Genomic DNA, 20848 nt, shown 5'->3' on the forward strand with positions numbered 1-20848 from the left:
ATGGCTCGCCCTCTCCGTCACCTTCGGTGACACCTCTCCCAAGGGGAGAGGCAAGAGCCCGACCATTACGTTCTTGGCTCTCCCTTTGGGAGAGCTGGCGAGTGAAACGAGCCTGAGAGGGCGAGGATGCTATTGGGAATGTGCGTGGTTCTGTGCGATTTGTAAATAATTTTGTGTTTTTATCGTCTTTTTTGCCGAAACCCCTTGCCAAATGCAAGCGGATTGGGTAAAATAAATAGAGATATGCGTTAAGCATCTGAGATTAAATTTATGGAGGAATTCCTATGATTTCTGCAGGCGAGTTTCGCAATGGCGTGACCTTTGAGCAGGACGGCCAGGTTCTTCAGGTCGTCGAGTTCCAGCACGTCAAGCCCGGCAAGGGCGCTGCCTTCGTGCGCACCAAGACCAAGAACGTCATCACCGGTTCTGTGGTCGAGACCAGCTACAACCCCACCGCTAAGTTCCCGCAGGCTTTCATCGAGCGCAAGGACGTGACCTACAGCTATGAGGATGGCGATCTGTACCACTTCATGGACAATGAGACTTACGATGACATCCCCGTCAACGCAAGCGATGTGCCCGATAACTTCAAGTTCTGCAAGGAGAACGAGCTGTGCAAGCTGCTGAGCTACAAGGGCAAGGTCTTCAGCGTTGAGATCCCCAACTTCATCGAGCTGGAAGTCACCCAGACCGAGCCGGGTGTCAAGGGCAACACCGCCACCAACACCCTGAAGCCCGCTACCGTCGAGACCGGTGCTGAGATCCGTGTGCCCCTGTTCATCAACGAGGGCGACCACATCCGCATCGATACCCGCACCGGCGAGTATATGGAGCGCGTCTAATTTTTCAGAACGTAAACCGGGCAGCGGACGACCGTTTGCCCGGTTTTTTGCAATCCCGCTTTAAAATAACAAGGAGGGCATTCGTATGGAACTGAACAAAAAGGCAGCTTATCTGCAGGGTCTTGTGGATGGTCTGGGCATTGATGATACCACCAAAGAGGGCAAGATCATCAAGGCCATGAGCGCACTGCTGGGTGAAATGGCTGAGGCCATCGAGAGTGTGGACGAAGATCTTTCCCGCGCCTACGACCAGATCAACGACCTGAGCGATGAGCTGGAGGATCTGGAAGCAGATCTGTACGAGGAGGAGGACGACGAGGACGACTCCGACACAGAGGATGAGGATGCCGAAGACGACGACGCAAACGATGACGACATCGCCAGCGAGCCGTTCTATGAGGTGGCTTGCCCCAACTGCGGCGAGACCGTTTACGTCAGCGAGGACGATCTGGACGCAGGGGAAGCCAACTGTGCCCACTGCGGCGTGACCTTTGAAGTGGCCCTGGAGGGCGACGACGAGGAAGCTGCCGAGGACGGCCCCGTGCAGTACGAAGTGACCTGCCCGGACTGCGGCACCACTTCGGTCTTTGAGGAAGACGAGCTGCTGGACGGTGCACCCAAGTGCCCCAACTGCGGCAAGGCTCTGGACTTTGAAGTGACTGAGGAATAAGCACCTGGAACAAACAAAAAGCTGCTGCACTTTGCTGTGCAGCAGCTTTTTTGCTATCAGATTCAGTGCTGTGCCTCGTTGGCGTCCTGCAGCCACATGCTGCCGATGTCCAGCGCGTTGAACAGACCGCGCTTCGTGCTCTGACGCATCACTTTGGAAGTGTCCGCCGTGGAGATCAGCATCAGCTGGACTTTATCGGCCACCTGCTGCTCGCCCACGGAAGTCGTGGTCAGGATCTGCAGATGAAGCACATAAGGGTCGGACATCCGGCCGTAGTACAGTTCATTGTCCTTGCGGACGAGGGGCTTGCCCTTGTAAGTCAGTTTCGGAGTAAATGCCATCGTGAAAGCCTCCCTATTTTTGATTCAGTTCAGTATATCACATTTGCAGCAGAAGATGCAAGTATTTGCGGGCTTTGTGCGGGAAAAGCTGTGCATTTCGTGCAAATTGTGCGGGACGCTGCGCAAAGAAAGCGGTTTTGCCTCTTGCCCGCCCGGGCAGATATGATATACTATAAAAAGAAAGCCGGGGTGTCCGGCACGGGAAAGCGAGGAGAAACGGATGGCGGATTATCAGGAATATCGGCGCAGAGTGCTGCACCGGCGCTGGCGCAGGCGGTTCATGGCAGCGGGGCTGCTGCTGCTGCTCATCATGCTGGGGGCCATCGGACTGCTGTGGAAGCGGCTGCACCGGGAGCAGCGGCCCTCGGGTGTGGTGCAGAACGCCATCCTGCAGCCGGTGACGCAGGATAACACCTGGAACACGGTGGGCTATGCTCCGGCGCGGCAGCTCAGCATTCAGACCCGCTCCGGCGGGTCCGGCACGGCGCTGGACTTCCGCATGGCGGCCCTGCCGGAAAACACTGCGGTGGAAAAAAGCTGGTTCAATGACGTGACCTTCGTGGGCGACAGCCTGACCCAGGGCATGCAGCTCTACGACGAAGGCCTGCCGAATGCCATGTTCTGCGCCTACAAGGGCGTGGGGCCCAACGTCATCGTGAACGGGGCCACCTGCCGCCGGGCAGATGGGGAGACCGAGGTGCCGCTGGAAGCGCTCACCGCCCAGCAGCCCCGGGCTATCTATGTTCTGCTGGGCACGAACGTGCTGGGCCGCGACACGGATTACACCAGCTTCCTGACCTATTACCGGCTGATGCTGGATATGCTGGCCCAGACCATCCCGAACGCAAAAATCTATGTGCAGTCCATCACGCCGGTGCGGCCGGAGGTGAGCAGCAAGGAGAACCACGAAGGCTTGAACAAGGAACGGCTGTGCCGCATCAACGACGAGCTGGCAGCCATCGCGCTGGATAAGGGCTGCTATTACCTCAACCTGTGGGAGGCGCTGGCCGACGAGAACGGTGACCTGAAAGAGGAATACGCCCAGCCGGACGGCTACCACCTGAAGCCTGCCGGATACACCGCCTGGGTGGACTACCTGTGCAGCCACACAGCAGAATAAAAAAATAAGAGGTTCGTCCGCGGACGAACCTCTTATTTTTTATCTTAGAACAGGCCAGTGATCTTGCCGTCGGCGTCCACATCAATGCCCACAGCAGCGGGCTTCTTGGGCAGGCCCGGCATGGTCATGATATTGCCGCAGATGACCACCACGAAACCGGCACCGGCAGCCAGACGCACTTCGCGCACCTCCATGGTGAAGCCGGTGGGGGCACCGGTGAGCTTTGCGTTGTCGCTGAAGCTGTACTGGGTCTTGGCGATGCACACGGGCAGATTGCCGTAGCCCATCTCGGTCAGCTCGGCCAGCGTCTTGCTGGCGGCAGCGCTGTAGTTCACGCCGTCAGCACGGTAAATTTTGGCGGCAATGGCGTTGATTTTGTCCTTCAGCGGCATCTCCAGCGGGTAGGTGTACTGGATGGGGCGGTCCTCCATGATCTCCAGCACCTTCTCGGCCAGCGCCTTGCCGCCCTCGCCGCCCTTGGCGAACACCTCGCTCAGCACGCAGGGCACGCCCTGCTCGGCGCACACCTGCTCGACATAGGCCTGCTCCTCGGCGGTGTCGGTGGGGAAGGCATTGATGGCGACCACCACCGGCAGGCCGAAGCCGTTCTTCAGGTTGTCGATGTGGCGGATGAGGTTGGAGGCACCGGCCTTGACGGCCTCGAGGTTGGGCTGGTTCAGGTCAGCCTTGGCCACGCCGCCGTGGCTCTTGAGGGCGCGCACGGTGGCCACCAGCACGCAGGCACTGGGTGCAATGCCTGCATAGCGGCACTTGATGTCCAGGAACTTCTCGGCACCCAGGTCGGCACCGAAGCCTGCCTCGGTGATGGTGTAGTCGGCCAGAGAAAGGCTGAGCTTGGTGGCCAGCACGCTGTTGCAGCCGTGGGCAATGTTGGCAAAGGGGCCGCCGTGAATGATGGCGGGGTTGTTTTCCAGCGTCTGGACAAGGTTCGGGTCCAGTGCGTCCTTCAGCAGGGCGGTCATGGCACCGGCCGCGCCGATCTCACCGGCCGTGACGGGCTTGCCGTCGTAGGTATAGGCGCACACGATCTTGGAAAGGCGCTCTTTCAGGTCAGAGATGCTGGTGGCCAGGCAGAAGATCGCCATGATCTCGCTGGCAACGGTGATGTCAAAGCCGTCCTCGCGGGGGGTGCCGTTCACCTTTCCGCCCAGACCGTCCACGATGAACCGCAGCTGGCGGTCGTTCATGTCCATGCAGCGCTTCCATGTGATGCGGCGGGGATCAATGTTCAGCGGATTGCCCTGCTGGATGCTGTTGTCGATCATGGCAGCCAGCAGGTTGTTGGCGGTGCCAATGGCGTGGAGGTCCCCGGTAAAGTGCAGGTTGATGTCCTCCATAGGCACCACCTGGGCGTAGCCGCCGCCGGCAGCACCGCCCTTGATGCCGAACACGGGGCCAAGGCTGGGCTCACGCAGGCAGAGCATGGTCTTTTTGCCCAGAGCGTTCATGGCATCGGCAAGGCCCACGCTGGTGGTGGTCTTGCCCTCGCCCGCCGGGGTGGGGCTGATGGCGGTGACAAGGATCAGCTTGCCCTGCTTTTTCGCGTTGTGGATCAGGCGGTGGTTGATCTTGGCCTTGTAGCGGCCGTAGGGGATCACGTCCTCATCGGCAAGGCCCAGCTGAGCGGCAATCTCCGTGATGGGCTTCATTTTGGCTTCCTGTGCGATCTCGATATCGGTTTTCATCCTGTACCCTCCTGTTAAACAAAAAGGCAGCTTTGCGCAGCAATTGCGCAAGGCTGCCCAGACGGTCGGCATTGACTCTCCCGCGCATCCGCACTGTGGTGCTCCACAAGGTTCCGTCAGCAGAAACGCGGTCTCTCTGCTGTAAAGATAGCACACCGGCGGGGTGTTTGTCAAGGAAAAACAGCACCAAATCTTTTGCGTTATACGGCAGGCTGTGGTATACTTATCATGGATTATTATGAAAACAGAAAGCAGGAATCCCTTTTATGCTGCAAAACCCTGAATTGCATTATCTGGACAACGCCGCCACCACCATCGTGGCCCCGGAGGTGGCAGATGTCATCGACAAGGCCATGCGGGAACACTGGGCCAACCCTTCCAGCCTGTACGGTCCCGGTGCCCGCAGTGAGGAAGCGCTGAACGCCGCCCGCGCCGCCGTGGCCCGCACCCTGGGCTGCAAGGCAAAGGAGCTGTACTTCACCTCCTGCGGCAGCGAGAGCAACAACCTTGCCCTGCTGGGCGCGGCCCGCACCCGCACCTTTGGCAAGGGTATCGTGGTGTCCGGCTTCGAGCACCCCAGCGTCCAGCGCCCGTTGGAGCGCCTTGCCGCCGAGGGCTACAACGTGACGGTGGTCAAGCCCCGCGCCGACGGCACGCTGGATATCAACGAAATGCTGGACCATGTGGACAAAAACACCATCCTCGTGGCCTGCATGATGGTGAACAACGAGGTGGGCACTCGCAGCGAGGTCGAGCGCCTTGCCGCCGAGGTCAAGCGCCGCAACAGCCGCACAATCGTGCATGTGGACGCCGTGCAGGCCTGGATGCGGGTGCCCATCAAGCTGGACAACATCGACACTCTCGCGGTGAGCGGCCACAAGATCCACGCGCCCAAGGGCATCGGTGCGCTGTACCTGTCCGACCGGCTGGTGCAGGCCTTCCAACCGCCATACCTCGGCGGCGAGCAGGAGCGCGGCCTGCGCCCGGGCACGGAAAATCTGCCCTATGCTATGGGCCTTGCCGCCGCAGCTACCCGCCTTGCCAAAACGATGCACAGCCGCGACACCGCCATGCGTGCGCTGAACCAGCGCCTGCGGGATGGGCTGAAAGCCTTCCCGGAGGTCGTCATCAACAGCCCGGCGAATGCGGTGCCGGAGGTGCTGAACTTCAGCGAGAACTGCATCAAGAGCGAGACCATGCTGGCATGGCTGGCGGAAGCACAGATCTATGTTTCCTCGGCCAGTGCCTGCGGCCGCGGCCAGCCCAGCCACACGCTGGCGGCCATGGGCAAAGACCCGCTGTCCATCGACACAGCCATCCGCGTTTCCTTCTGCGGCGACAACACCTCGGAGGACGTGGACGCCTTCCTCAACCGCTTTGAAGACGGTATGAAACATTTACAGAGAATCAAAAAATAATTGGAGAAAATCTATGCATGAGATCATTATGGGCTATCAGGGCGAAATGTCCCTGAAGGGCCTCAACCGCAACCAGTTCGAGTCGGCTATGATGAAGATTCTGCGCTACCGGCTCAAGACCGTGGGCAAGTTCAAGGTGTACTGCACCCAGTCCACCTTCTACATGGAACCCGAGGAAGAAGACGTGGATATGGATCTCGCCTTCGACCGGGTGAGCAAGGTGTTCGGCCTGGCCGCCCTCAGCCGCGCTGTGGTCTGCGACAAGGACTTCGATACCATCTGCCAGACCGCCGAGGACTACCTCGGTGCCAGCCTGCACGGCATCCGCACCTTCAAGGTGGAAGCCCGCCGCTCTGATAAGACCTACCCCATGACCAGCCCGGAGCTGATGCGGGAGTTGGGCGCTTATCTGCTGGGCAAGCACAACTACCTCAAGGTGGATGTGCACAACCCTGACTTCAAGGTCATCGTGGAGATTCGCGATTACGGTGCCTACATCCACGGCCCCAAGGTGCCCGGCGAGGGCGGCCTGCCCGTGGGCACCAGCGGCCGTGCGCTGAACATGCTCTCCGGCGGCATCGACAGCCCGGTGGCGGCCTACCGCATGGCAAAGCGCGGCCTGGCACTGGACCACATCCACTTTGCCTCCCCGCCGTACACCTCCGAGCGTGCAAAGCTCAAGGTGAAGGCACTGGCCCAGCTCACCAGCATCTACACCGGCAGCTCCAACCTGTTCGTGGTGCCTTATACTAAGCCGCAGGAGTATATCCGCGACAATGCGCCGGATGTGCTGTTCACCGTGCTGATGCGCCGCAGCATGATGCGCATCGCCAATGTCATTGCCAAGAAGCAGGGCTGCGAAGCCCTCATCACCGGCGAGAGTCTGGCCCAGGTGGCCAGCCAGACCGTCAAGGCCCTGCAGTGCACCGACGCCGCACAGGACCTGCCCATCCTGCGCCCGCTCATCGGCATGGACAAGACCGAGATCGTGGAGACGGCCCGCCACATCAACACCTTCGAGACCAGCATCCTGCCCTACGAGGACTGCTGCACCATCTTTACACCCCCGCACCCGAAGATCCGCCCGGAGCTTGCCGAAATTCTGGAAGCCGAAGCCGCCATGCCCGGCCTTGCCGCGCTGGAAGCCGAAGCCGCCGAAAACGCCGAGCGCATCCGCATCCGTATCACCGATCAGGTAGAGTTTGAGGGGTGATTTGTCCATGACGGCAGAAATTATCAGTGTGGGCACCGAGCTGCTGCTCGGCAATATTCTCAACACCAACGCCCAGTATCTGAGCCGCGAACTGGCGGCGCTGGGCATCACGGTCCAGCGGGAGAACACCATCGGCGACAACCACGGCCGCCTGGCCGATTTTGTCAACGAAGCCAAGCAGCGGTGCGATTTGTTAGTGTTCACCGGCGGCCTTGGCCCCACGGCGGATGACCTGACCAAGGAGACGGTGGCTGCCTGCTACGGCGACACGCTGGAATTCGACCCCGTGGAGTGGGAGAAGATCGTCGCTTTCTTCACCCGCACCCACCGCGAGACCACGCCCAACAACCGCAAGCAGGCCATGGTTCCGGTGCACGGCCACAAGGTCATCAACAACCACGGCACCGCCCCCGGCGCATGGTTCGAGCAGGACGGCCACTGTGCCGTGCTGATGCCCGGCGTGCCCCACGAAATGAAGGCCATGTGGGAGGAGAGCGTCCGCCCGCTGCTGATGGCCCGCCAGAACTGCACCCTGCACTCGGTCACCCTGCGGGTGCTGGGCGGCGAGAGCGATCTGGAATACCGCGTGCGGCATCTGCTGGAAAACGCAAACCCTACCGCCGCCATTTACTGCAAGACCGGCGAGTGTGAGATCCGCATCACTGCCCGGGCAGAAACCGACACAGAAGCCGAAAAAATGTGCCGCGCCTATGCCACAAAGTTCTATGATCTGCTGGGCGACGCGGTGTATGATGAGGATGTGGCCGGTCTGGAAGAAACGGTCATCCATACGCTGCAGGCAAGGGGCCTCACCCTCGCCACGGCAGAAAGCTGCACCGGCGGCCTCATCGCTCAGCGGCTCACCAGTGTGTCCGGTTCCAGTGAGGTGTTCGGCTTCGGCTTTGTCACCTACTGGGAGCAGGCCAAGGCAAAGATGGTGGGCGTGGACCCCGCCGTCATCGCCAAATATAACGTTGTGTCCGCCCCGGTGGCGGCGCAGATGGCACTGGGCGCTGCCGAGACGGCAGGTGCAGACATTGCCGTCAGCGTCACCGGCGTGGCAGGCCCCACCGGCGGCGACGCCGTCCGGCCTGTGGGCACCGTGTATCTGGGCGCGGCGCGCGGCGATACCGTCTATGTGAAAAAGCTGTTCGTCTCCCGCCCGGACCGCGCCATGGTGCGTGCCCGTGCGGCACAGGCGGCGCTGGAGCTGGCACTGCGGCTGGCACAGGGCAAGGTGCCCGCCGGGACGCAGGCGCTGGCAAAGAGTGCGCAGCACGATGACACCGCGCTGATGGCACTGGATGCATTCTTCCTCAAGGCAGACTAAATGCGGCCCCGGGCCGCGGGGGTGAAGCATTTGACACACGAAGAAAAAACACAGACGGCCTGCGTGCTGCGGCTGTTCGGTATGCCGGCGGCGGCGGTCCGGCAGGCAGCGCAGGCCTTTGCCGCCGAAGGTACGGCGGTGCGGTGCCGCAGCCGGGGCGCGGAAACGCTTCTGGCATTGCAGGCCGAGACGCCCGCCCAGCTGGAAAAAGCCCGGAAAGCCCTGCAGCGGCAGTTTGCCGCCCAGCTGTACGGAGAAGGGGAGACCACCCTTGCTGCTGCCACTGTGCAGGCGCTGGAAGCTCACAAAAAGCTGCTGGTCTGCGCGGACGCTGCCGCCGGGGCCCTGCTGGAAACGCGGCTGGAGACCGTGGCTGTGGCGGAAAAGGTGTTCGACTTTGGTGCCATGAGCTACGCGGATGAGAAAATTCGCGCAAAGCTGGACGCAAAGACCCGCCGGGTGAAGGGCGGGCCTGCCGCCATGGCCCTTGCCCGGGTGCAGGCCGTGCTGCGGCTGGTGGGCACCGACCTTGCTGCCGGGTGCGTGGAGCGCGCGGAGGACACCGTGCTGTTTGTGGGCAGCCGCCGGGGCTGCTGGGTGCGCACCGTGGCGGACACCGACACCCCGGCCCTCTGGCTGCTGGACATGCTGCGCCGGGCCGCGTGCGGTCTGCCGCAGGCGGCAGGGACAAGCTGGCAGAAGTATGGCAACGCCATCCCGCCGGAGTTTCTTATTGCACATGGCCTGCCGGACGTGTCGGAAGCTGCCCCGGCCAAGCCGCCTCGCGAGCGGCATTTGCTGCGCAGGCTCTTGCTTCTCCTGCTCCTTCTGGTGCTGGCAGGAGCCGCCGCGGCATGGTACTACACCGGCGGCGACCTGACCGCTCTGCCGCAGAAGCTGCAAAGCCTTGGGGCTGACAGCCTGCCGCATTCCGGGGCAAAACTGATTTGAATCCCATACCATCCCGTACAGGTTTGCCGCCTGTGCGGGATTTTTTTGCAAAAGGGGCTTGCAAAATGCAGCAAAGATTGTTATAATTTTATCCGTTCTAGTACATTGTACTAAAATTAAAAAGAATCAATGGATAATCGCAAGGAGAAAAGAAGTTATGAAACGAGCAGTATCCCTGATCCTCGCGGGCAGCCTGGCACTCAGCCTTGCAGCCTGCGGCGGCTCTGCATCCAGCACGTCCACCACTGCATCTTCTGCCGCAGGCACCACCCTCACCGGCAAGGGTGACGGCTTTGGCGGCGTCATCACCGCCACCGTTACCATGGAGGGCGACACCATCACCGCCGTCAGCTTTGACGCCCCGGACGAGACCGAGAGCGTTGGCGGCGCTGCACTGAGCACCCTTGCTGAGCAGATCGTGGCCGCCAACGGCACCGAGATCGACGGCGTTTCCGGTGCCACCTACACCACCAACGGCTGCAAGGCCGCTGTGCTGAATGCGCTGGACCCAGAAGCAAACCCCTATGAAGAAAACGCCGAGTCTACCACCGAGTGGCCCACCGGTGCTGAACCTGTGGAGATCCCGGCAGGCAGCAACATCGTGATGGCATCCACCTACGGCCTGTACACCAAGAGCCCGGATTCTGCACAGGACGCCGTCATCAAGGCTACCCTGTACTGGGACGAGGACACCGACACCTGCTATGCCATCCGCTTCAAGGAAGCACTGACTCCCTGGGAAGACACCGGCAGCACCAGCGGCTGGGCCTGCGTGGAGGACGCAGACGTGCTGGCAAAGCTGGGCGACGCCGTGATCCCCTTCAGCGCACCGGCCACCGAGTATAGTGAGGCTGTGGAGACCAACTACGCCAAGTACATCCAGATCGGCGATATCGTCTGGACCGGCACCGAGGGCAGCACCGCCAACTGCGAGCATGCGATCGTTTACTCTGCTGTCATCGACGGCACCGAGACCACCCTGTTCGACTACTGCGCCACCGAGGAGGGCGGCCAGTGGTACCTCGACGCCACTGACGGCAAGGACTGCTACCTGTTGACCAGCGACGAAGCCGCTTCTTCTGCCGATGCTGCCAATGTGGCGGCCACCTACAGCATGCAGTATAAGGAAGGCGACGGCCACGGCACCGCTTTCTGGTCCAGCCCCATCACCTTCCCCGGCAACATGCAGCTGCTGAAGGAGTTTGCCGAGCAGACCAACTTCAGCTATGATTACTACGCAGACGGCGGCCTGACCCAGAACGCCGACGGTTACTGGCAGACAGCCGATGCTGTTTCCGGTGCCACCATCGCCGAGGGCTGCACTTATCTGGATATGCTCAAGACCCTGTACGACCGCATCCAGAACGGCGAGTACGAAAAAGCTGTCTGAGAATGATGCTTCCCTTTTGGCCGGGTTATGGTATACTGGTGCAAAGGGGAGAACAACATGGAAGACACGAAAGGCAGAATTTTAACGGCAGCAGCACAGCTGTTCGAGCAGCAGGGCTACCGCAGCGTATCCATGCGGGCCATTGCAGCCCAGTTGGGCATCAGTGTGGGCAACCTGACCTATCATTTCCCGCACAAGCAGGATATCGCCACGGCCCTTGCAGAGCAGGAGCTGAAAACCATCATCCTGCCGGAGGACGCGACCTTGGCGGCATTGGACGGCTATCTGCGCCGCATGCTCATCTCGCTGGTGGATCACGCCCGTATGTTTGATGACCCGCTGCTGTTTGAAGACCTGCCCGGCCAGCAGCAGGAGAATGCGGCCCGCATCCACCGGCTGCAGCAGAACCTGGAACGGCTTTTCACGCAGCTGCGGCAGCAGGAGCGGTTCCGGCCAGAACTGGACGGCCAGACCCTGCAGGATGTGATCGACCTGATCATGTTCAGCCATGTGGGCTGGCAGCAGCGGGTGTCGGTCAGCCGTCAGGCCGCCGACGCAGCTGTGGATGACATGATGCGGATGCAATGGCTGTTGCTGCGGCCTTATCTGACCGAAGAAGGCTGTGCAGAACTGGAAGCACTCGCCGTAAAGTGAACACAAAAAAAGCAAGACCCCGGAGGACACTTGAACCTTCCGGGGTCTTGCTGTCTTTTTAAAAAAATTACCGGTGATCTTTCAGCCACCGCAGGCCCATATAGGCGTAGGCCGCTGCACCTTCGTAGAGCACGCTGTCGTCAAAGCGCACCTTCGGGTGGTGCTGGCCGTAGATATAGCCCTTGTTGGCGTCGCCGGCCGAGATAAACATGCTCACGGTGGGCACCTCGTGGCTGACGAAGGCGAAGTCCTCGCTGCCGCCGCCGGGTTTGCCGCCGGTGATGGGGGTCATATCCATGGCACCGCGGCCCAGCAGTTCGGTCATATAGGTGAGGGAATCTTTCGCCAGCGGTGTATCCACCACCATGCAGGGGCAGTGGTCGCTGAACTCCACCTCGGCGGTGCAGCGGTAGGCCGCCGCCACGCCCTGCGCGATCTCGGTCATGCGCTGATGGATCTGTTCGCTCACGGCACCCTCGGGGTCCACCGTGCGGATGGTGCCCCACATGTCAGCAGAGTCCGGGATGACGTTGGACGCTTTGCCTGCCTCGAACCGGCCCGTGGTGAACACGCCGAACTTCGCGGGGTCCAGCTCACGGCTGTTGATCTCCTGCAGGGCAATGTGGATGTGAGCCGCTGCGGTGATGGGGTCGATGCAGTTGTTGGGCATGGAGCCGTGGCCGCCCTTGCCGTGGACGGTGATGTGGTACTGCTCACAGCTTGCCATGGTGATGCCGCCGCCCGGCACCAGCACGGTGCCCACCGGCAGAGGCAGCCCGGCCAGAACGTGGAACATGACGGCGGCGTCCACCTTTGGGTTTTCCAGCAGGCCGTTTTTCAGCATGTCCAGCGAGCCCTGGAAAATCTCCTCGGCGGGCTGGAATTCCAGCTTCACGGTGCCCTCGATCTCGTCCTCGTGCTCTTTCAGCAGCTTGGCTGCACCCAGCATCATGGCCGTGTGCATGTCGTGGCCGCAGCCGTGCATCCTGCCCGGCACCTCGGAAGCAAATTCCTCGCCGGATTCTTCCTGAATGGGCAAAGCGTCCATGTCGCCGCGCAGCAAAATCACCTTGCCGGGCTTCTTGCCGCCCGCCAGGGCCAGCACGCCGCACTTGCCGCAGTCCTGCGGGGTGTAGCCCATCTCAGTCAGGGCCTTTTTGACCAGTGCCTTTGTCTCGGGCAGGTCAAAGCCCACTTCGGGGTGACGGTGCAGGGTGCGCCGCCACTCCACCAGCCGGGGCTCCAGTGTTCTTGCCGTTTCCAGCAGTTTTTCCGGTGCGATCATTCCAAAATCAACTCCCATCAAAATGTTTTTCACAGAAAAGTTTTTCTGATGTTATTATACCTGCAGACAGTTTCATTTGCAATCTTTTTTACGGGCCGTGTCTTTCCTCTTGACAAGTTTTCGGCTTCTCACTATAATTAAGAAAATTCTTAATTAACTGTTTGCTTAATTGCGAGGTGCACTATGACCGATCTTGAATTGCTCCATTTGATCACTGCCCCAACGCGGTATCAGCTTTTGACCCTTTTGCTGGAATATCATTACTGTGTCAAGGCTCTGGCCGCAAAGCTTGGCATCAGCGAACCTGCCGTCTCGCAGCAGCTTCAGGTGCTGAAAGACTGCGGCCTTGTCACCGGAGAACGCCTGGACTACCAGATGCATTACCGTGTGGACCGCACACGGCTGGAACAGGCGGTGCGCGCCGTCGCCCCCTTGCTTTCGGCCTGCCAGGTGCCGCAGAGCCGCCTGGAAAACTGTGCCTGCGAATTTGCCGGGACCTGCAGCCGGAGAAAGGCAGGGAAAAAGGCATGAGCATTTCCAATGACTATCTGATCACCGAAAACCCCCTGCGGGCTCTGATCCGCTTCTGTGCCCCTATGATTGCAGGCAACCTGTTCCAGCAGGCCTATACCATTGTAGATTCCGCCATTGTCGGCCATTACAACGGCGAGACGGCATTGGCCGCTGTGGGAGCCTCCTATTCTCTGACCACGATCTTCATCTGTGTTGCCATTGGCGGCGGCATCGGAGCCTCCGTGATCATCAGCCACCATTTCGGGGCCAGACGCTACGGACAGATGCGTTCTGCCATTTCCACTGCGATGCTGACATTTCTGGGCATCAGCGTTCTGCTTTCCGCAGTCGGGCTGCTGTTCAGCCGCCAGATCATGGCTGCACTGAACACCCCGGCGGATGCATTGGAGATCGCCGTGCGCTATCTGAATGTCTACTTTTATGGTCTGCCGTTCCTGTTCATGTATAATATTCTCTCTGCCCTGTTCAACGCATTGGGAAAATCCCGCATCCCGCTTTACTTTCTGATTTTTTCTTCGCTGCTGAATGTTGCGCTGGACTGGTACCTTGTGGCGGTGCAGGGGGCCGGTGTTCTTGGCGCTGCTTACGCCACGTTCCTTGCTCAGGGCATCGCAGCGGTCCTGTCGTTCCTTGTATTTTGCCGGGAGCTCCGTCAGTATGAGGGTGCTTCCGACGGGCTGTTCCGTCAGAAAGAGCTTTTGGCCATGGCCCGGATCGCACTGCCCTCCATCTTACAGCAATCCACGGTCTCCATTGGAATGCTGCTGGTCCAATCGGTGGTTAACGGCTTCGGCACCCAGGTCCTTGCCGGTTTTTCTGCCGCCATGCGGATCGAATCCCTCTGTGTCGTTCCCATGTCCGCCATTGGCAATGCCCTTTCCTCCTACACTGCACAGAACCTTGGAGCTGGCAGGGCTGACCGCGTCACCCAGGGCTACCGGGATGCAAACCGGATGGTCCTTCTGATCGCTGTTTTCCTCTGTGCGGTGCTGGAACTGTTCCACTCTCCCATCATCGCTCTGTTCCTGGACCAGGCTCCCTCGGCCCAGACGGTTGCCACCGGCGAAAGCTATCTGCGGTTCATCGGCTTTTTCTTCTGTCTGATCGGGTTCAAAATGGCCGTGGACGGAGTCCTGCGGGGTGCCGGTGACGTCCGGATGTTCACCATTGCCAACCTTGTCAACCTGGCCATCCGGGTGCTTCTCTCCTGGTTCGGTGCTCCGATCTGGGGTGTAGCCGTTGTCTGGTACGCCGTGCCCATCGGCTGGCTTGCGAACTTCTGCATTTCCTTTGCGCAATACCGCACCGGAGCATGGCGTACCCAGAGCCTTGCTCTCTGACTGCTCTTTCATACACAAAGCCCCCGGAATGGACTGTTTTTGTCCATTCCGGGGGCTTTTACAGATTCTTCTTTAGTTTTCTCCGGTGTTGGCTCCATCCGGGTGGTACTTGGCGCAGGTGCACTTTTTCCACTTCAGGCCGCTGCCGCAGGGGCAGGGGTCGTTGCGGCCGATCTTGATCACCCGCACCGGCTGGCCGTGGGGCGCACCCTTGGCACCGGGGGCACCGTTGCCGGGCACGAAGCCTTCACCGGTGGGTTTGGCCACCTGCTCACGCTTGGGGGCAGCACCGGCCTGACGGATCTCAATGGTCAGCAGCATCTTGATGCTGGACTCGCGGATGGAATCCACCATCTGGTCGAACATGTCAAAGCCCTCGATGCGGTACTCCACAACGGGGTCCTTCTGGCCATAGCCGCGCAGTGCGATGCCCTGACGCAGCTGGTCCATGTTGTCGATGTGGTCCATCCACTGGCGATCCACGCACTTGAGCAGGCAGATGCGCTCCAACTCACGCATGACGGGAGCGCCGTAGCGCTGCTCTTTGTCCGCCAGGATCTTCATGCCGCGGTCATAGAGCTGGTCGGCGATGCCCTGGCGGGAGATGTCGTCGAAGTCGGCCACCGTGTAGTGGAAGTCCTCGTCGGTGGTCAGCCAGCCCTGATAGTGGCGGCGCAGGGCACCAAAGTCCCAGTCATCCTTCACGTCACCGGCTAGGAACTGCCCGCAGCTGGAGTCGATGTTCTCCCGCAGCATGTTGTGCATCTCGGCGCTGATGTCCTCGCCATCCAGCACCTTGCGGCGTTGGCCGTAGATGATCTCGCGCTGCTGGTTCATCACGTCGTCGTACTTCAGCACGTTTTTGCGGATCTCGAAGTTGCGGCCTTCCAGCTTCTTCTGGGCGCTTTCCAGCGTGCTGGTGATCATGCGGTTCTCGATGGGGGTGTCCTCGTCGATCTTCAGGGTGTCCATCAGTCCGGAGACGCGGTCGCCGCCAAACAGACGCATCAGGTCGTCTTCCAGGCTCAGGTAGAAGCGGGAGGCACCGGGGTCGCCCTGACGGCCGGCACGGCCGCGCAGCTGGTTGTCGATGCGGCGGCTCTCGTGGCGCTCGGTGCCGATGATGAACAGACCGCCTGCAGCACGCACCTGCTCTGCTTCGGCGTCGATCTGGGGCTTGCACTGGGCATACAGCTCGTCGAAGCGCTTGCGGGCGGCAAGGATGTTGGCATCCTCGGTGTCGCCGTGGCCGTTGGCCTCGGTCAGCAGCATCTCCACCGCAGCCGGATCGGCGTCCTCGGGCTTTTCGGGGCTGAGCAGGTTCTCGCAGAAGTGCTCCTTGCGCATCTGGGCCTTGGCCATGAATTCGGCGTTGCCGCCCAGCATGATATCGGTACCACGGCCCGCCATGTTGGTGGCGATGGTGATGGCGCCTTTCTTGCCGGCCTGTGCCACGATCTCGGCTTCGCGTTCGTGGTTCTTTGCGTTCAGCACGTTGAAGTCGCGAGTGTACTTCTGCAGCATCTTGGCCAGCGTTTCGCTCTTTTCCACGCTGACAGTACCCACCAGCACGGGCTGGCCCTTCTGGTGGCATTCCAGCACCTGCTGGATGACGGCGTTGTATTTGCCGTTGATGGTCTTATAGATGGCGTCCGGGTAGTCCTTGCGCTGCACCGGACGGTTGGTGGGCACGCTGACGATGTTCAGACCGTAAATTTCGGTAAACTCGGTGGCCTCGGTCTTGGCGGTACCGGTCATGCCGGACAGCTTTTTGTACATGCGGAAGTAGTTCTGGAAGGTGATGGTGGCCAGCGTTTTGCTCTCGGCGGCGATCTTCACGCCCTCCTTGGCCTCGATGGCCTGATGCAGGCCTTCGTTGTAGCGGCGGCCGATCATCAGACGACCGGTGAACTCGTCCACGATGATGACCTGACCGTCCTTGACCACATAGTCGATGTCCCGTTGCATCACGCCGTAAGCCTTGATGGCCTGGTCGATGTGGTGGGCAAGGGTCATGTTCTCGGCGGCGGCAAGGTTCTCGATCTTGAAGTAAGCCTCGGCCTTCTTGATACCGCTGGCGGTCAGGGTGCAGGTCTTGTGCTTTTCGTCCACGACGTAATCGCCGTCGGCCTGCTCGTCGGTGGAGACCTTATCTTCCAGTTCCACGACAACGCTCTTGCGCAGGGTGCGCACAAAGCGGTCCACCTGGGTGTACAGGCTGGAGGAGTCCTCGCCGCGGCCGGAGATGATCAGCGGGGTTCGGGCTTCGTCGATCAGAATGGAGTCCACCTCATCGACGATGGCATAGGCGTGGCCGCGCTGCACCATGTTGGCCTTGTAGGTCACCATGTTGTCGCGCAGGTAGTCGAAGCCGAACTCATTGTTGGTGCCGTAGGTGATATCGGCTGCGTAGGCTTCGCGGCGGGCGTCGCCGTCCATGCCCTGTGCGATCAGGCCCACGGACAGGCCCAGCCAGCGGTAAAGCTTGCCCATCCACTCGCTGTCGCGCTTGGCCAGGTAATCGTTGACGGTGACGACATGCACGCCCTCGCCGGTCAGGGCATTCAGGTAGGCGGGCAGGGTGGCCACGAGGGTCTTGCCTTCACCGGTCTGCATCTCGGCAATGTCGCCGCGGTGCAGCGCGATGCCGCCGATGACCTGCACCGGGAAGTGCTTCATGCCCAGCACGCGCCACGCGGCTTCGCGGCAGACGGCGAATGCGTCCGGCAGGATATCGTCCAGCGTTTTGCCGTCGGCCAGCTGCTGTTTGAGGGCCGGGGTCTGGGCCTGCAGTTCGGCGTCCGGCATGGCTGCATATTTTTCCTCCAGTGCCAGCACCTGCTTGGCGATGGGGTTCACCTTTTTCAGCTCCCGGTCGGAGAAGCTGCCAAAGAGTTTTTCAACAAGGGACATTGGTCACACCTCATAAATCAAAATTCGGGCCATACAAGCGCCCGGAAAATGGACATATCAATACTCCTATATGATACACCAAAGCGGCAGACGCGTCAAACCTACAGCGATATTTTAGCCGCTTTTTGCATGAATTTTCTGTAAATTCGCGCGGGAAGAGGCGTGAAAAAGCAAAAGCCGTCTGCACAGCAGACGGCTTTTGCTTTTTACTTTATAATTTTTCCAGCAGCCGGGGCAGCTGGGCCAGATCGTCGATGACGTTCGGGCACACGGCTTCGAGTCGGGCGCGGGACTGATGCCCGCCGGTGTAGAGCACGCATTTTGTGCCCAGAGCCTTTGCTACCTCGGCGTCGTGCTGGGTGTCGCCGATCATCACGCAGGCGGCGGGGTCGATGCCGCTTTGGTCCAGCCAGGCTTTGCCCACCTGCACCTTGCTCACGCCGTAAATGTCTGCAAGGCCGAGCAACTCGGTGAAAAAGCCCTGCAGGCCCCGCGCGGCCACCTGCTCGATCAGGTAGTCCCGGCGGGAGGCGGAAAGCACGCTCTGCCGCCAGCCCCGGCGCGAAAGCGCGGCCAGCGTATCGGCGGCATGTGCAGACGGGGGACAGGCGTCCACCCCGGCGTTGTAGTGTTCCATGAAGCGTTCGGCCAGCTCCGGGTAGGGGTGCTTTGCAAAGTCGAAACCGGCGCGAATGTAGTATTCCTCAATGGGAAAGCCGAAAATTTCCCGGTAGGCGGCCAGATCGTACCGCTGGGGGTAGCCGTGGACTTCCAGCATCCAGTTCAGGCATCCGTGGGTGAAATCAACATCATCCAGCAGGGTGCCGTTCCAGTCCCAGAAGATCATACCGTTTGGCTGCATGGGAAACCTCCTGCGGCAAAGCCGCTTATGCCTCGGCAAAAATTTTGTTCAGGGCCTTGCTGCTTTCGATGATCTTCACCAGCAGCACACCCAGAATGGTGCAGCTGATCAGCTCACCGATGCCAACGGAGATGCCGTTAGTGATGCAGGCCAGCCAGATGGGTGCGCTGGAGGAGGGGTCCGGGAACATGACAGCAATCTCAATGCCGATGATCACGGCATTGAACAGCACCGGCGGCAGGCTGGCCGGGATGGCCAGACCCTTGATACGGATGTTCCGCAGCTTGTAGGTGACCAGGCAGGCCAGCAGGGTAGCCAGGGTGCCGAAGATGACATCCACGATGGTGGAGCCCAGCAGGTTCGAAAGGAAGCAGCCCAGCACCACGCCTGCAATGTACTCGGCACCGAACACGGGCAGCAGGCACAACGCCTCGGCTACGCGCACCTGCACCGCACCATAGGAGAAAGGCTGCAGGACCATGCACAGCACCACATAAATGGCTGCGACCACGCCGCAGCGCACCAGTTTACGGACGGAAGAATTCTGATTCATGATAATAACTCCAGCGGGAAGATTTTGACCTCGCAGGGCCGCCAGCCCCTGCGGGTTTGCCCGGCATGGTTCGAGACACGCCGGGGAGCCTAAAATCCTAAGTTGCTCTTACAGGATGCCGCGCAAAAAAGCACGGCAGAAGGGAGTATAGCATAAATTTTGGCAAATTGCAACGAATTTCCGCAGAATCAGGTACAGATGCAGGTTTTGGCTTGGACCCTTCCGGTGAAAAAGAGGTTCCGAAAAGCCCGCAGGCTTTTCGGAACCTCAAAATAAAAACATAATTACCGCTGAAACAGCCAGAGTGAAAGCGGAGGCTATTAAAATTGGGTGTTATCCGCGCGGATGCCCGGTGTACACCAGTGCCACGGTGTCGGGGCCGGTGTTGGCCGAGACGACACCGCCCAGCTCAAAGACGATGAGCGGGGCCTTGCCAAAGGCCTTGCGGCAGGCCTTTTCCAGGTCCTCGGCCTGCTTGATGTTGGTGTGGCCGATCATATATTCAAAGTCTTCCACGCCCTCAGCGCGCTTTTTGCACAGCTCCACCATGGCGGGCACAACTTTGTCGTCGCCGCGCACCTTGCTCTCCACCTTGGTCTTGCCGTCGATCAGGGTGATGATGGGGCGGATGCCCATCAGCTCGCCCATGACGGCAGCGGCGGCGGAGATGCGGCCGCTCTTTTTCATCTGCTTCAGGGTGTAGGGTCCCAGGATGATCTCCATGCAGTTCATCTGCTTTTCAAACTCCTGGATGACGTGGCTGATCTCGGCACCGTTCTGCAGCTTGCGGGCCATCTCGCACAGGTACCAGCCGAACACCATAGAATAGGTGTGGGGGTCCAGCAGGTGGATCTTCAGGTGGTGCTCCGGGCGCTCCTCCCGCAGCATGCCCTGGGCCATCAGGGCGTTGTTGTAGGTGGAGGAACCGGATTTATTGATGGGCACATGGATGACATCGGTGTAGCCCTCGTCCACATACTGGCAGTACTTCTCGCAGAACTGGATGGGCGTGATGGCGGCTGTGGAAGGCACACCCTTGGCTGCGCGCATCTTATCGTAGAACTCGGTGTTGGTGCAGCTTTCCCGCTCAACGTAATCCACATCGTCCAGCAGGATGTGGAAGCTCATGATGTCGATGCCGTACTTCTCGGCCAGTTCCTGCGGCATGTCGCAGGAGGAATCGGTCAGGATCGCGATCTTGCTCATAATGTCCCTCATTTCCATTCGTAATCTCGTAAGTGTCCGTGGTCCAACAGCTCCGGGAAGTCCCACTGGCGCAGCACTTCGTAAACGCCCACGGCCACGCTGTTGGAAAGGTTCAGGCTGCGGCAGGTATCCCGCATGGGCATCCGGATGCAGTGCTCCTGGTTGGCGGCAAGCAGTGCTTCCGGCAGGCCGGCATCCTCCCGCCCGAACACCAGATAGGCACCGTCCGGGTACTGTACGTCGGTGTAGCGCTGGGGTGCCTTGGTGGTGAAGTAATAATAGGGGCCGCTGTTTTTGGCAAAGAACTCGTCAAGGCTGTCGTAGTAGCTGATGTCGAGGTAATGCCAGTAGTCCAGACCCGCATGCTTGAGCTTCTTGTCGTCAATGGCAAAGCCCATGGGGCCCACCAGATGCAATCGGCAGGCCGTGCAGGCGCAGGTGCGGGCCACATTGCCGGTGTTCTGCGGGATGCGCGGCTCCACCAGCACGATGTTCAGCGTCGGTTTTTCGCTCATCGGTG

Annotated in this window: 19 protein-coding genes and 2 riboswitches; of the genes, 11 read left to right on the plus strand and 8 right to left on the minus strand. The window is 60.3% G+C overall.

The annotated features are described in order from the left end of the window. Positions 1–284: 284 nt before the first annotated feature. Both efp and CGS49_RS02215 read left to right on the plus strand, forming a co-directional pair. The gene (efp, locus tag CGS49_RS02210) at positions 285–842 is read left to right on the plus strand and encodes an elongation factor P (protein ID WP_015563681.1); all 558 of its coding nucleotides are present in this window, start codon (positions 285–287) and stop codon (positions 840–842) included. 85 nt (positions 843–927) lie between these two features. Next, a complete protein-coding gene (locus CGS49_RS02215) occupies positions 928–1512 on the plus strand; it encodes a CD1247 N-terminal domain-containing protein (protein WP_097800299.1) in 585 nt (194 codons plus the stop codon). A 62-nt stretch (positions 1513–1574) separates the two neighbouring features. On the opposite strand, the gene CGS49_RS02220 is transcribed toward CGS49_RS02215, so the two are convergent. Beyond that, a complete protein-coding gene (locus CGS49_RS02220) occupies positions 1575–1853 on the minus strand; it encodes a hypothetical protein (protein ID WP_097800300.1) in 279 nt (92 codons plus the stop codon). Between the two features lie 220 nt (positions 1854–2073). Here CGS49_RS02220 and CGS49_RS02225 point away from each other — a divergent pair, with 220 nt between their 5' ends. Next, positions 2074–2973, plus strand: coding sequence for a GDSL-type esterase/lipase family protein (locus CGS49_RS02225; protein ID WP_097800301.1), 900 nt, complete (start codon positions 2074–2076; stop codon positions 2971–2973). 44 nt (positions 2974–3017) lie between these two features. Here CGS49_RS02225 and CGS49_RS02230 read toward each other — a convergent pair whose 3' ends face one another. Further along, complete coding sequence (locus CGS49_RS02230; RefSeq protein WP_179859003.1) at positions 3018–4679, minus strand: formate--tetrahydrofolate ligase; 1662 nt, start codon at positions 4677–4679, stop codon at positions 3018–3020. Between the two features lie 48 nt (positions 4680–4727). After that, positions 4728–4813: riboswitch (ZMP/ZTP riboswitch) on the minus strand. Positions 4814–4945: 132 nt separating this feature from the next. Between CGS49_RS02230 and CGS49_RS02235 the strand changes: the two genes are divergently transcribed. The 6 genes from CGS49_RS02235 to CGS49_RS02260 all read left to right on the plus strand — a co-directional run bounded on the left by CGS49_RS02235 (position 4946) and on the right by CGS49_RS02260 (position 11635). Next, positions 4946–6097 (plus strand): cysteine desulfurase family protein, encoded by a 1152-nt coding sequence (locus CGS49_RS02235; protein WP_097800303.1) that lies wholly within the window; start codon positions 4946–4948, stop codon positions 6095–6097. A gap of 13 nt (positions 6098–6110) precedes the next feature. Next, positions 6111–7310 carry a tRNA uracil 4-sulfurtransferase ThiI gene (gene thiI / locus CGS49_RS02240; RefSeq protein WP_097800304.1) on the plus strand — a complete coding sequence of 400 codons (1200 nt, stop codon included), beginning with the start codon at positions 6111–6113 and terminating at the stop codon, positions 7308–7310. Between the two features lie 7 nt (positions 7311–7317). Beyond that, positions 7318–8640 (plus strand): competence/damage-inducible protein A, encoded by a 1323-nt coding sequence (locus tag CGS49_RS02245; protein ID WP_097800305.1) that lies wholly within the window; start codon positions 7318–7320, stop codon positions 8638–8640. Between the two features lie 21 nt (positions 8641–8661). Next, positions 8662–9591, plus strand: a complete 930-nt coding sequence (locus tag CGS49_RS02250) for a competence/damage-inducible protein A (protein ID WP_242975324.1) — start codon at positions 8662–8664, stop codon at positions 9589–9591. A gap of 157 nt (positions 9592–9748) precedes the next feature. After that, on the plus strand, positions 9749–10981 hold the full coding sequence (locus tag CGS49_RS02255) for an FMN-binding protein (RefSeq protein ID WP_097800306.1): 1233 nt from the start codon (positions 9749–9751) through the stop codon (positions 10979–10981). 57 nt (positions 10982–11038) lie between these two features. Continuing rightward, positions 11039–11635 (plus strand): TetR/AcrR family transcriptional regulator, encoded by a 597-nt coding sequence (locus tag CGS49_RS02260; RefSeq protein WP_179859004.1) that lies wholly within the window; start codon positions 11039–11041, stop codon positions 11633–11635. 67 nt (positions 11636–11702) lie between these two features. On the opposite strand, the gene CGS49_RS02265 is transcribed toward CGS49_RS02260, so the two are convergent. Then, a complete protein-coding gene (locus tag CGS49_RS02265) occupies positions 11703–12920 on the minus strand; it encodes a M20 metallopeptidase family protein (protein WP_097800308.1) in 1218 nt (405 codons plus the stop codon). 183 nt (positions 12921–13103) lie between these two features. On the opposite strand from CGS49_RS02265, the gene CGS49_RS02270 reads away from it, so the two are divergent. Continuing rightward, complete coding sequence (locus tag CGS49_RS02270; RefSeq protein WP_097800309.1) at positions 13104–13451, plus strand: ArsR/SmtB family transcription factor; 348 nt, start codon at positions 13104–13106, stop codon at positions 13449–13451. Further along, the gene (locus CGS49_RS02275; protein WP_097800310.1) at positions 13448–14794 is read left to right on the plus strand and encodes an MATE family efflux transporter; all 1347 of its coding nucleotides are present in this window, start codon (positions 13448–13450) and stop codon (positions 14792–14794) included. The genes CGS49_RS02270 and CGS49_RS02275 overlap by 4 nt, the downstream gene beginning before the upstream one ends. Before the next feature lie 72 nt (positions 14795–14866). On the opposite strand, the gene secA is transcribed toward CGS49_RS02275, so the two are convergent. From secA to CGS49_RS02300, 5 genes are all read right to left on the minus strand, one after another. Beyond that, on the minus strand, positions 14867–17707 hold the full coding sequence (gene secA / locus CGS49_RS02280; RefSeq protein ID WP_097800311.1) for a preprotein translocase subunit SecA: 2841 nt from the start codon (positions 17705–17707) through the stop codon (positions 14867–14869). 211 nt (positions 17708–17918) lie between these two features. Then, positions 17919–18569 carry an HAD family hydrolase gene (locus CGS49_RS02285; protein WP_097800312.1) on the minus strand — a complete coding sequence of 217 codons (651 nt, stop codon included), beginning with the start codon at positions 18567–18569 and terminating at the stop codon, positions 17919–17921. A 25-nt stretch (positions 18570–18594) separates the two neighbouring features. Then, positions 18595–19122 carry a QueT transporter family protein gene (locus CGS49_RS02290; RefSeq protein WP_097800313.1) on the minus strand — a complete coding sequence of 176 codons (528 nt, stop codon included), beginning with the start codon at positions 19120–19122 and terminating at the stop codon, positions 18595–18597. Positions 19123–19130: 8 nt separating this feature from the next. Then, positions 19131–19230: riboswitch (PreQ1-III riboswitch) on the minus strand. Positions 19231–19455: 225 nt separating this feature from the next. Continuing rightward, entirely contained in the window at positions 19456–20346 is an 891-nt protein-coding gene (locus CGS49_RS02295; protein WP_097800314.1) for a DegV family protein, read from the minus strand. Then, positions 20337–20843, minus strand: a complete 507-nt coding sequence (locus CGS49_RS02300) for a tRNA (cytidine(34)-2'-O)-methyltransferase (protein WP_097800315.1) — start codon at positions 20841–20843, stop codon at positions 20337–20339. The genes CGS49_RS02295 and CGS49_RS02300 overlap by 10 nt, the downstream gene beginning before the upstream one ends. Between the last annotated feature and the right edge of the window lie 5 nt (positions 20844–20848).

The organism is Faecalibacterium langellae (genome assembly GCF_002549775.1).
Classification (GTDB): Bacteria; Bacillota; Clostridia; order Oscillospirales; family Ruminococcaceae; genus Faecalibacterium; species Faecalibacterium langellae.

What these genes read in the sequence shown, in the direction of transcription:
- CGS49_RS02275 (WP_097800310.1), top strand. Translation starts at nt 13,448, where the DNA reads ATGAGCATTTCCAATGACTATCTGATCACCGAAAACCCCCTGCGGGCT.
- CGS49_RS02270 (WP_097800309.1), top strand. Translation starts at nt 13,104, where the DNA reads ATGACCGATCTTGAATTGCTCCATTTGATCACTGCCCCAACGCGGTAT.
- secA (WP_097800311.1), bottom strand. Translation starts at nt 17,707, where the DNA reads ATGTCCCTTGTTGAAAAACTCTTTGGCAGCTTCTCCGACCGGGAGCTG.
- CGS49_RS02235 (WP_097800303.1), top strand. Translation starts at nt 4,946, where the DNA reads ATGCTGCAAAACCCTGAATTGCATTATCTGGACAACGCCGCCACCACC.
- CGS49_RS02260 (WP_179859004.1), top strand. Translation starts at nt 11,039, where the DNA reads ATGGAAGACACGAAAGGCAGAATTTTAACGGCAGCAGCACAGCTGTTC.
- CGS49_RS02225 (WP_097800301.1), top strand. Translation starts at nt 2,074, where the DNA reads ATGGCGGATTATCAGGAATATCGGCGCAGAGTGCTGCACCGGCGCTGG.
- CGS49_RS02255 (WP_097800306.1), top strand. Translation starts at nt 9,749, where the DNA reads ATGAAACGAGCAGTATCCCTGATCCTCGCGGGCAGCCTGGCACTCAGC.
- CGS49_RS02230 (WP_179859003.1), bottom strand. Translation starts at nt 4,679, where the DNA reads ATGAAAACCGATATCGAGATCGCACAGGAAGCCAAAATGAAGCCCATC.
- CGS49_RS02285 (WP_097800312.1), bottom strand. Translation starts at nt 18,569, where the DNA reads ATGCAGCCAAACGGTATGATCTTCTGGGACTGGAACGGCACCCTGCTG.
- CGS49_RS02290 (WP_097800313.1), bottom strand. Translation starts at nt 19,122, where the DNA reads ATGAATCAGAATTCTTCCGTCCGTAAACTGGTGCGCTGCGGCGTGGTC.
- efp (WP_015563681.1), top strand. Translation starts at nt 285, where the DNA reads ATGATTTCTGCAGGCGAGTTTCGCAATGGCGTGACCTTTGAGCAGGAC.
- CGS49_RS02295 (WP_097800314.1), bottom strand. Translation starts at nt 20,346, where the DNA reads ATGGAAATGAGGGACATTATGAGCAAGATCGCGATCCTGACCGATTCC.
- thiI (WP_097800304.1), top strand. Translation starts at nt 6,111, where the DNA reads ATGCATGAGATCATTATGGGCTATCAGGGCGAAATGTCCCTGAAGGGC.
- CGS49_RS02220 (WP_097800300.1), bottom strand. Translation starts at nt 1,853, where the DNA reads ATGGCATTTACTCCGAAACTGACTTACAAGGGCAAGCCCCTCGTCCGC.
- CGS49_RS02215 (WP_097800299.1), top strand. Translation starts at nt 928, where the DNA reads ATGGAACTGAACAAAAAGGCAGCTTATCTGCAGGGTCTTGTGGATGGT.
- CGS49_RS02265 (WP_097800308.1), bottom strand. Translation starts at nt 12,920, where the DNA reads ATGATCGCACCGGAAAAACTGCTGGAAACGGCAAGAACACTGGAGCCC.
- CGS49_RS02300 (WP_097800315.1), bottom strand. Translation starts at nt 20,843, where the DNA reads ATGAGCGAAAAACCGACGCTGAACATCGTGCTGGTGGAGCCGCGCATC.
- CGS49_RS02245 (WP_097800305.1), top strand. Translation starts at nt 7,318, where the DNA reads ATGACGGCAGAAATTATCAGTGTGGGCACCGAGCTGCTGCTCGGCAAT.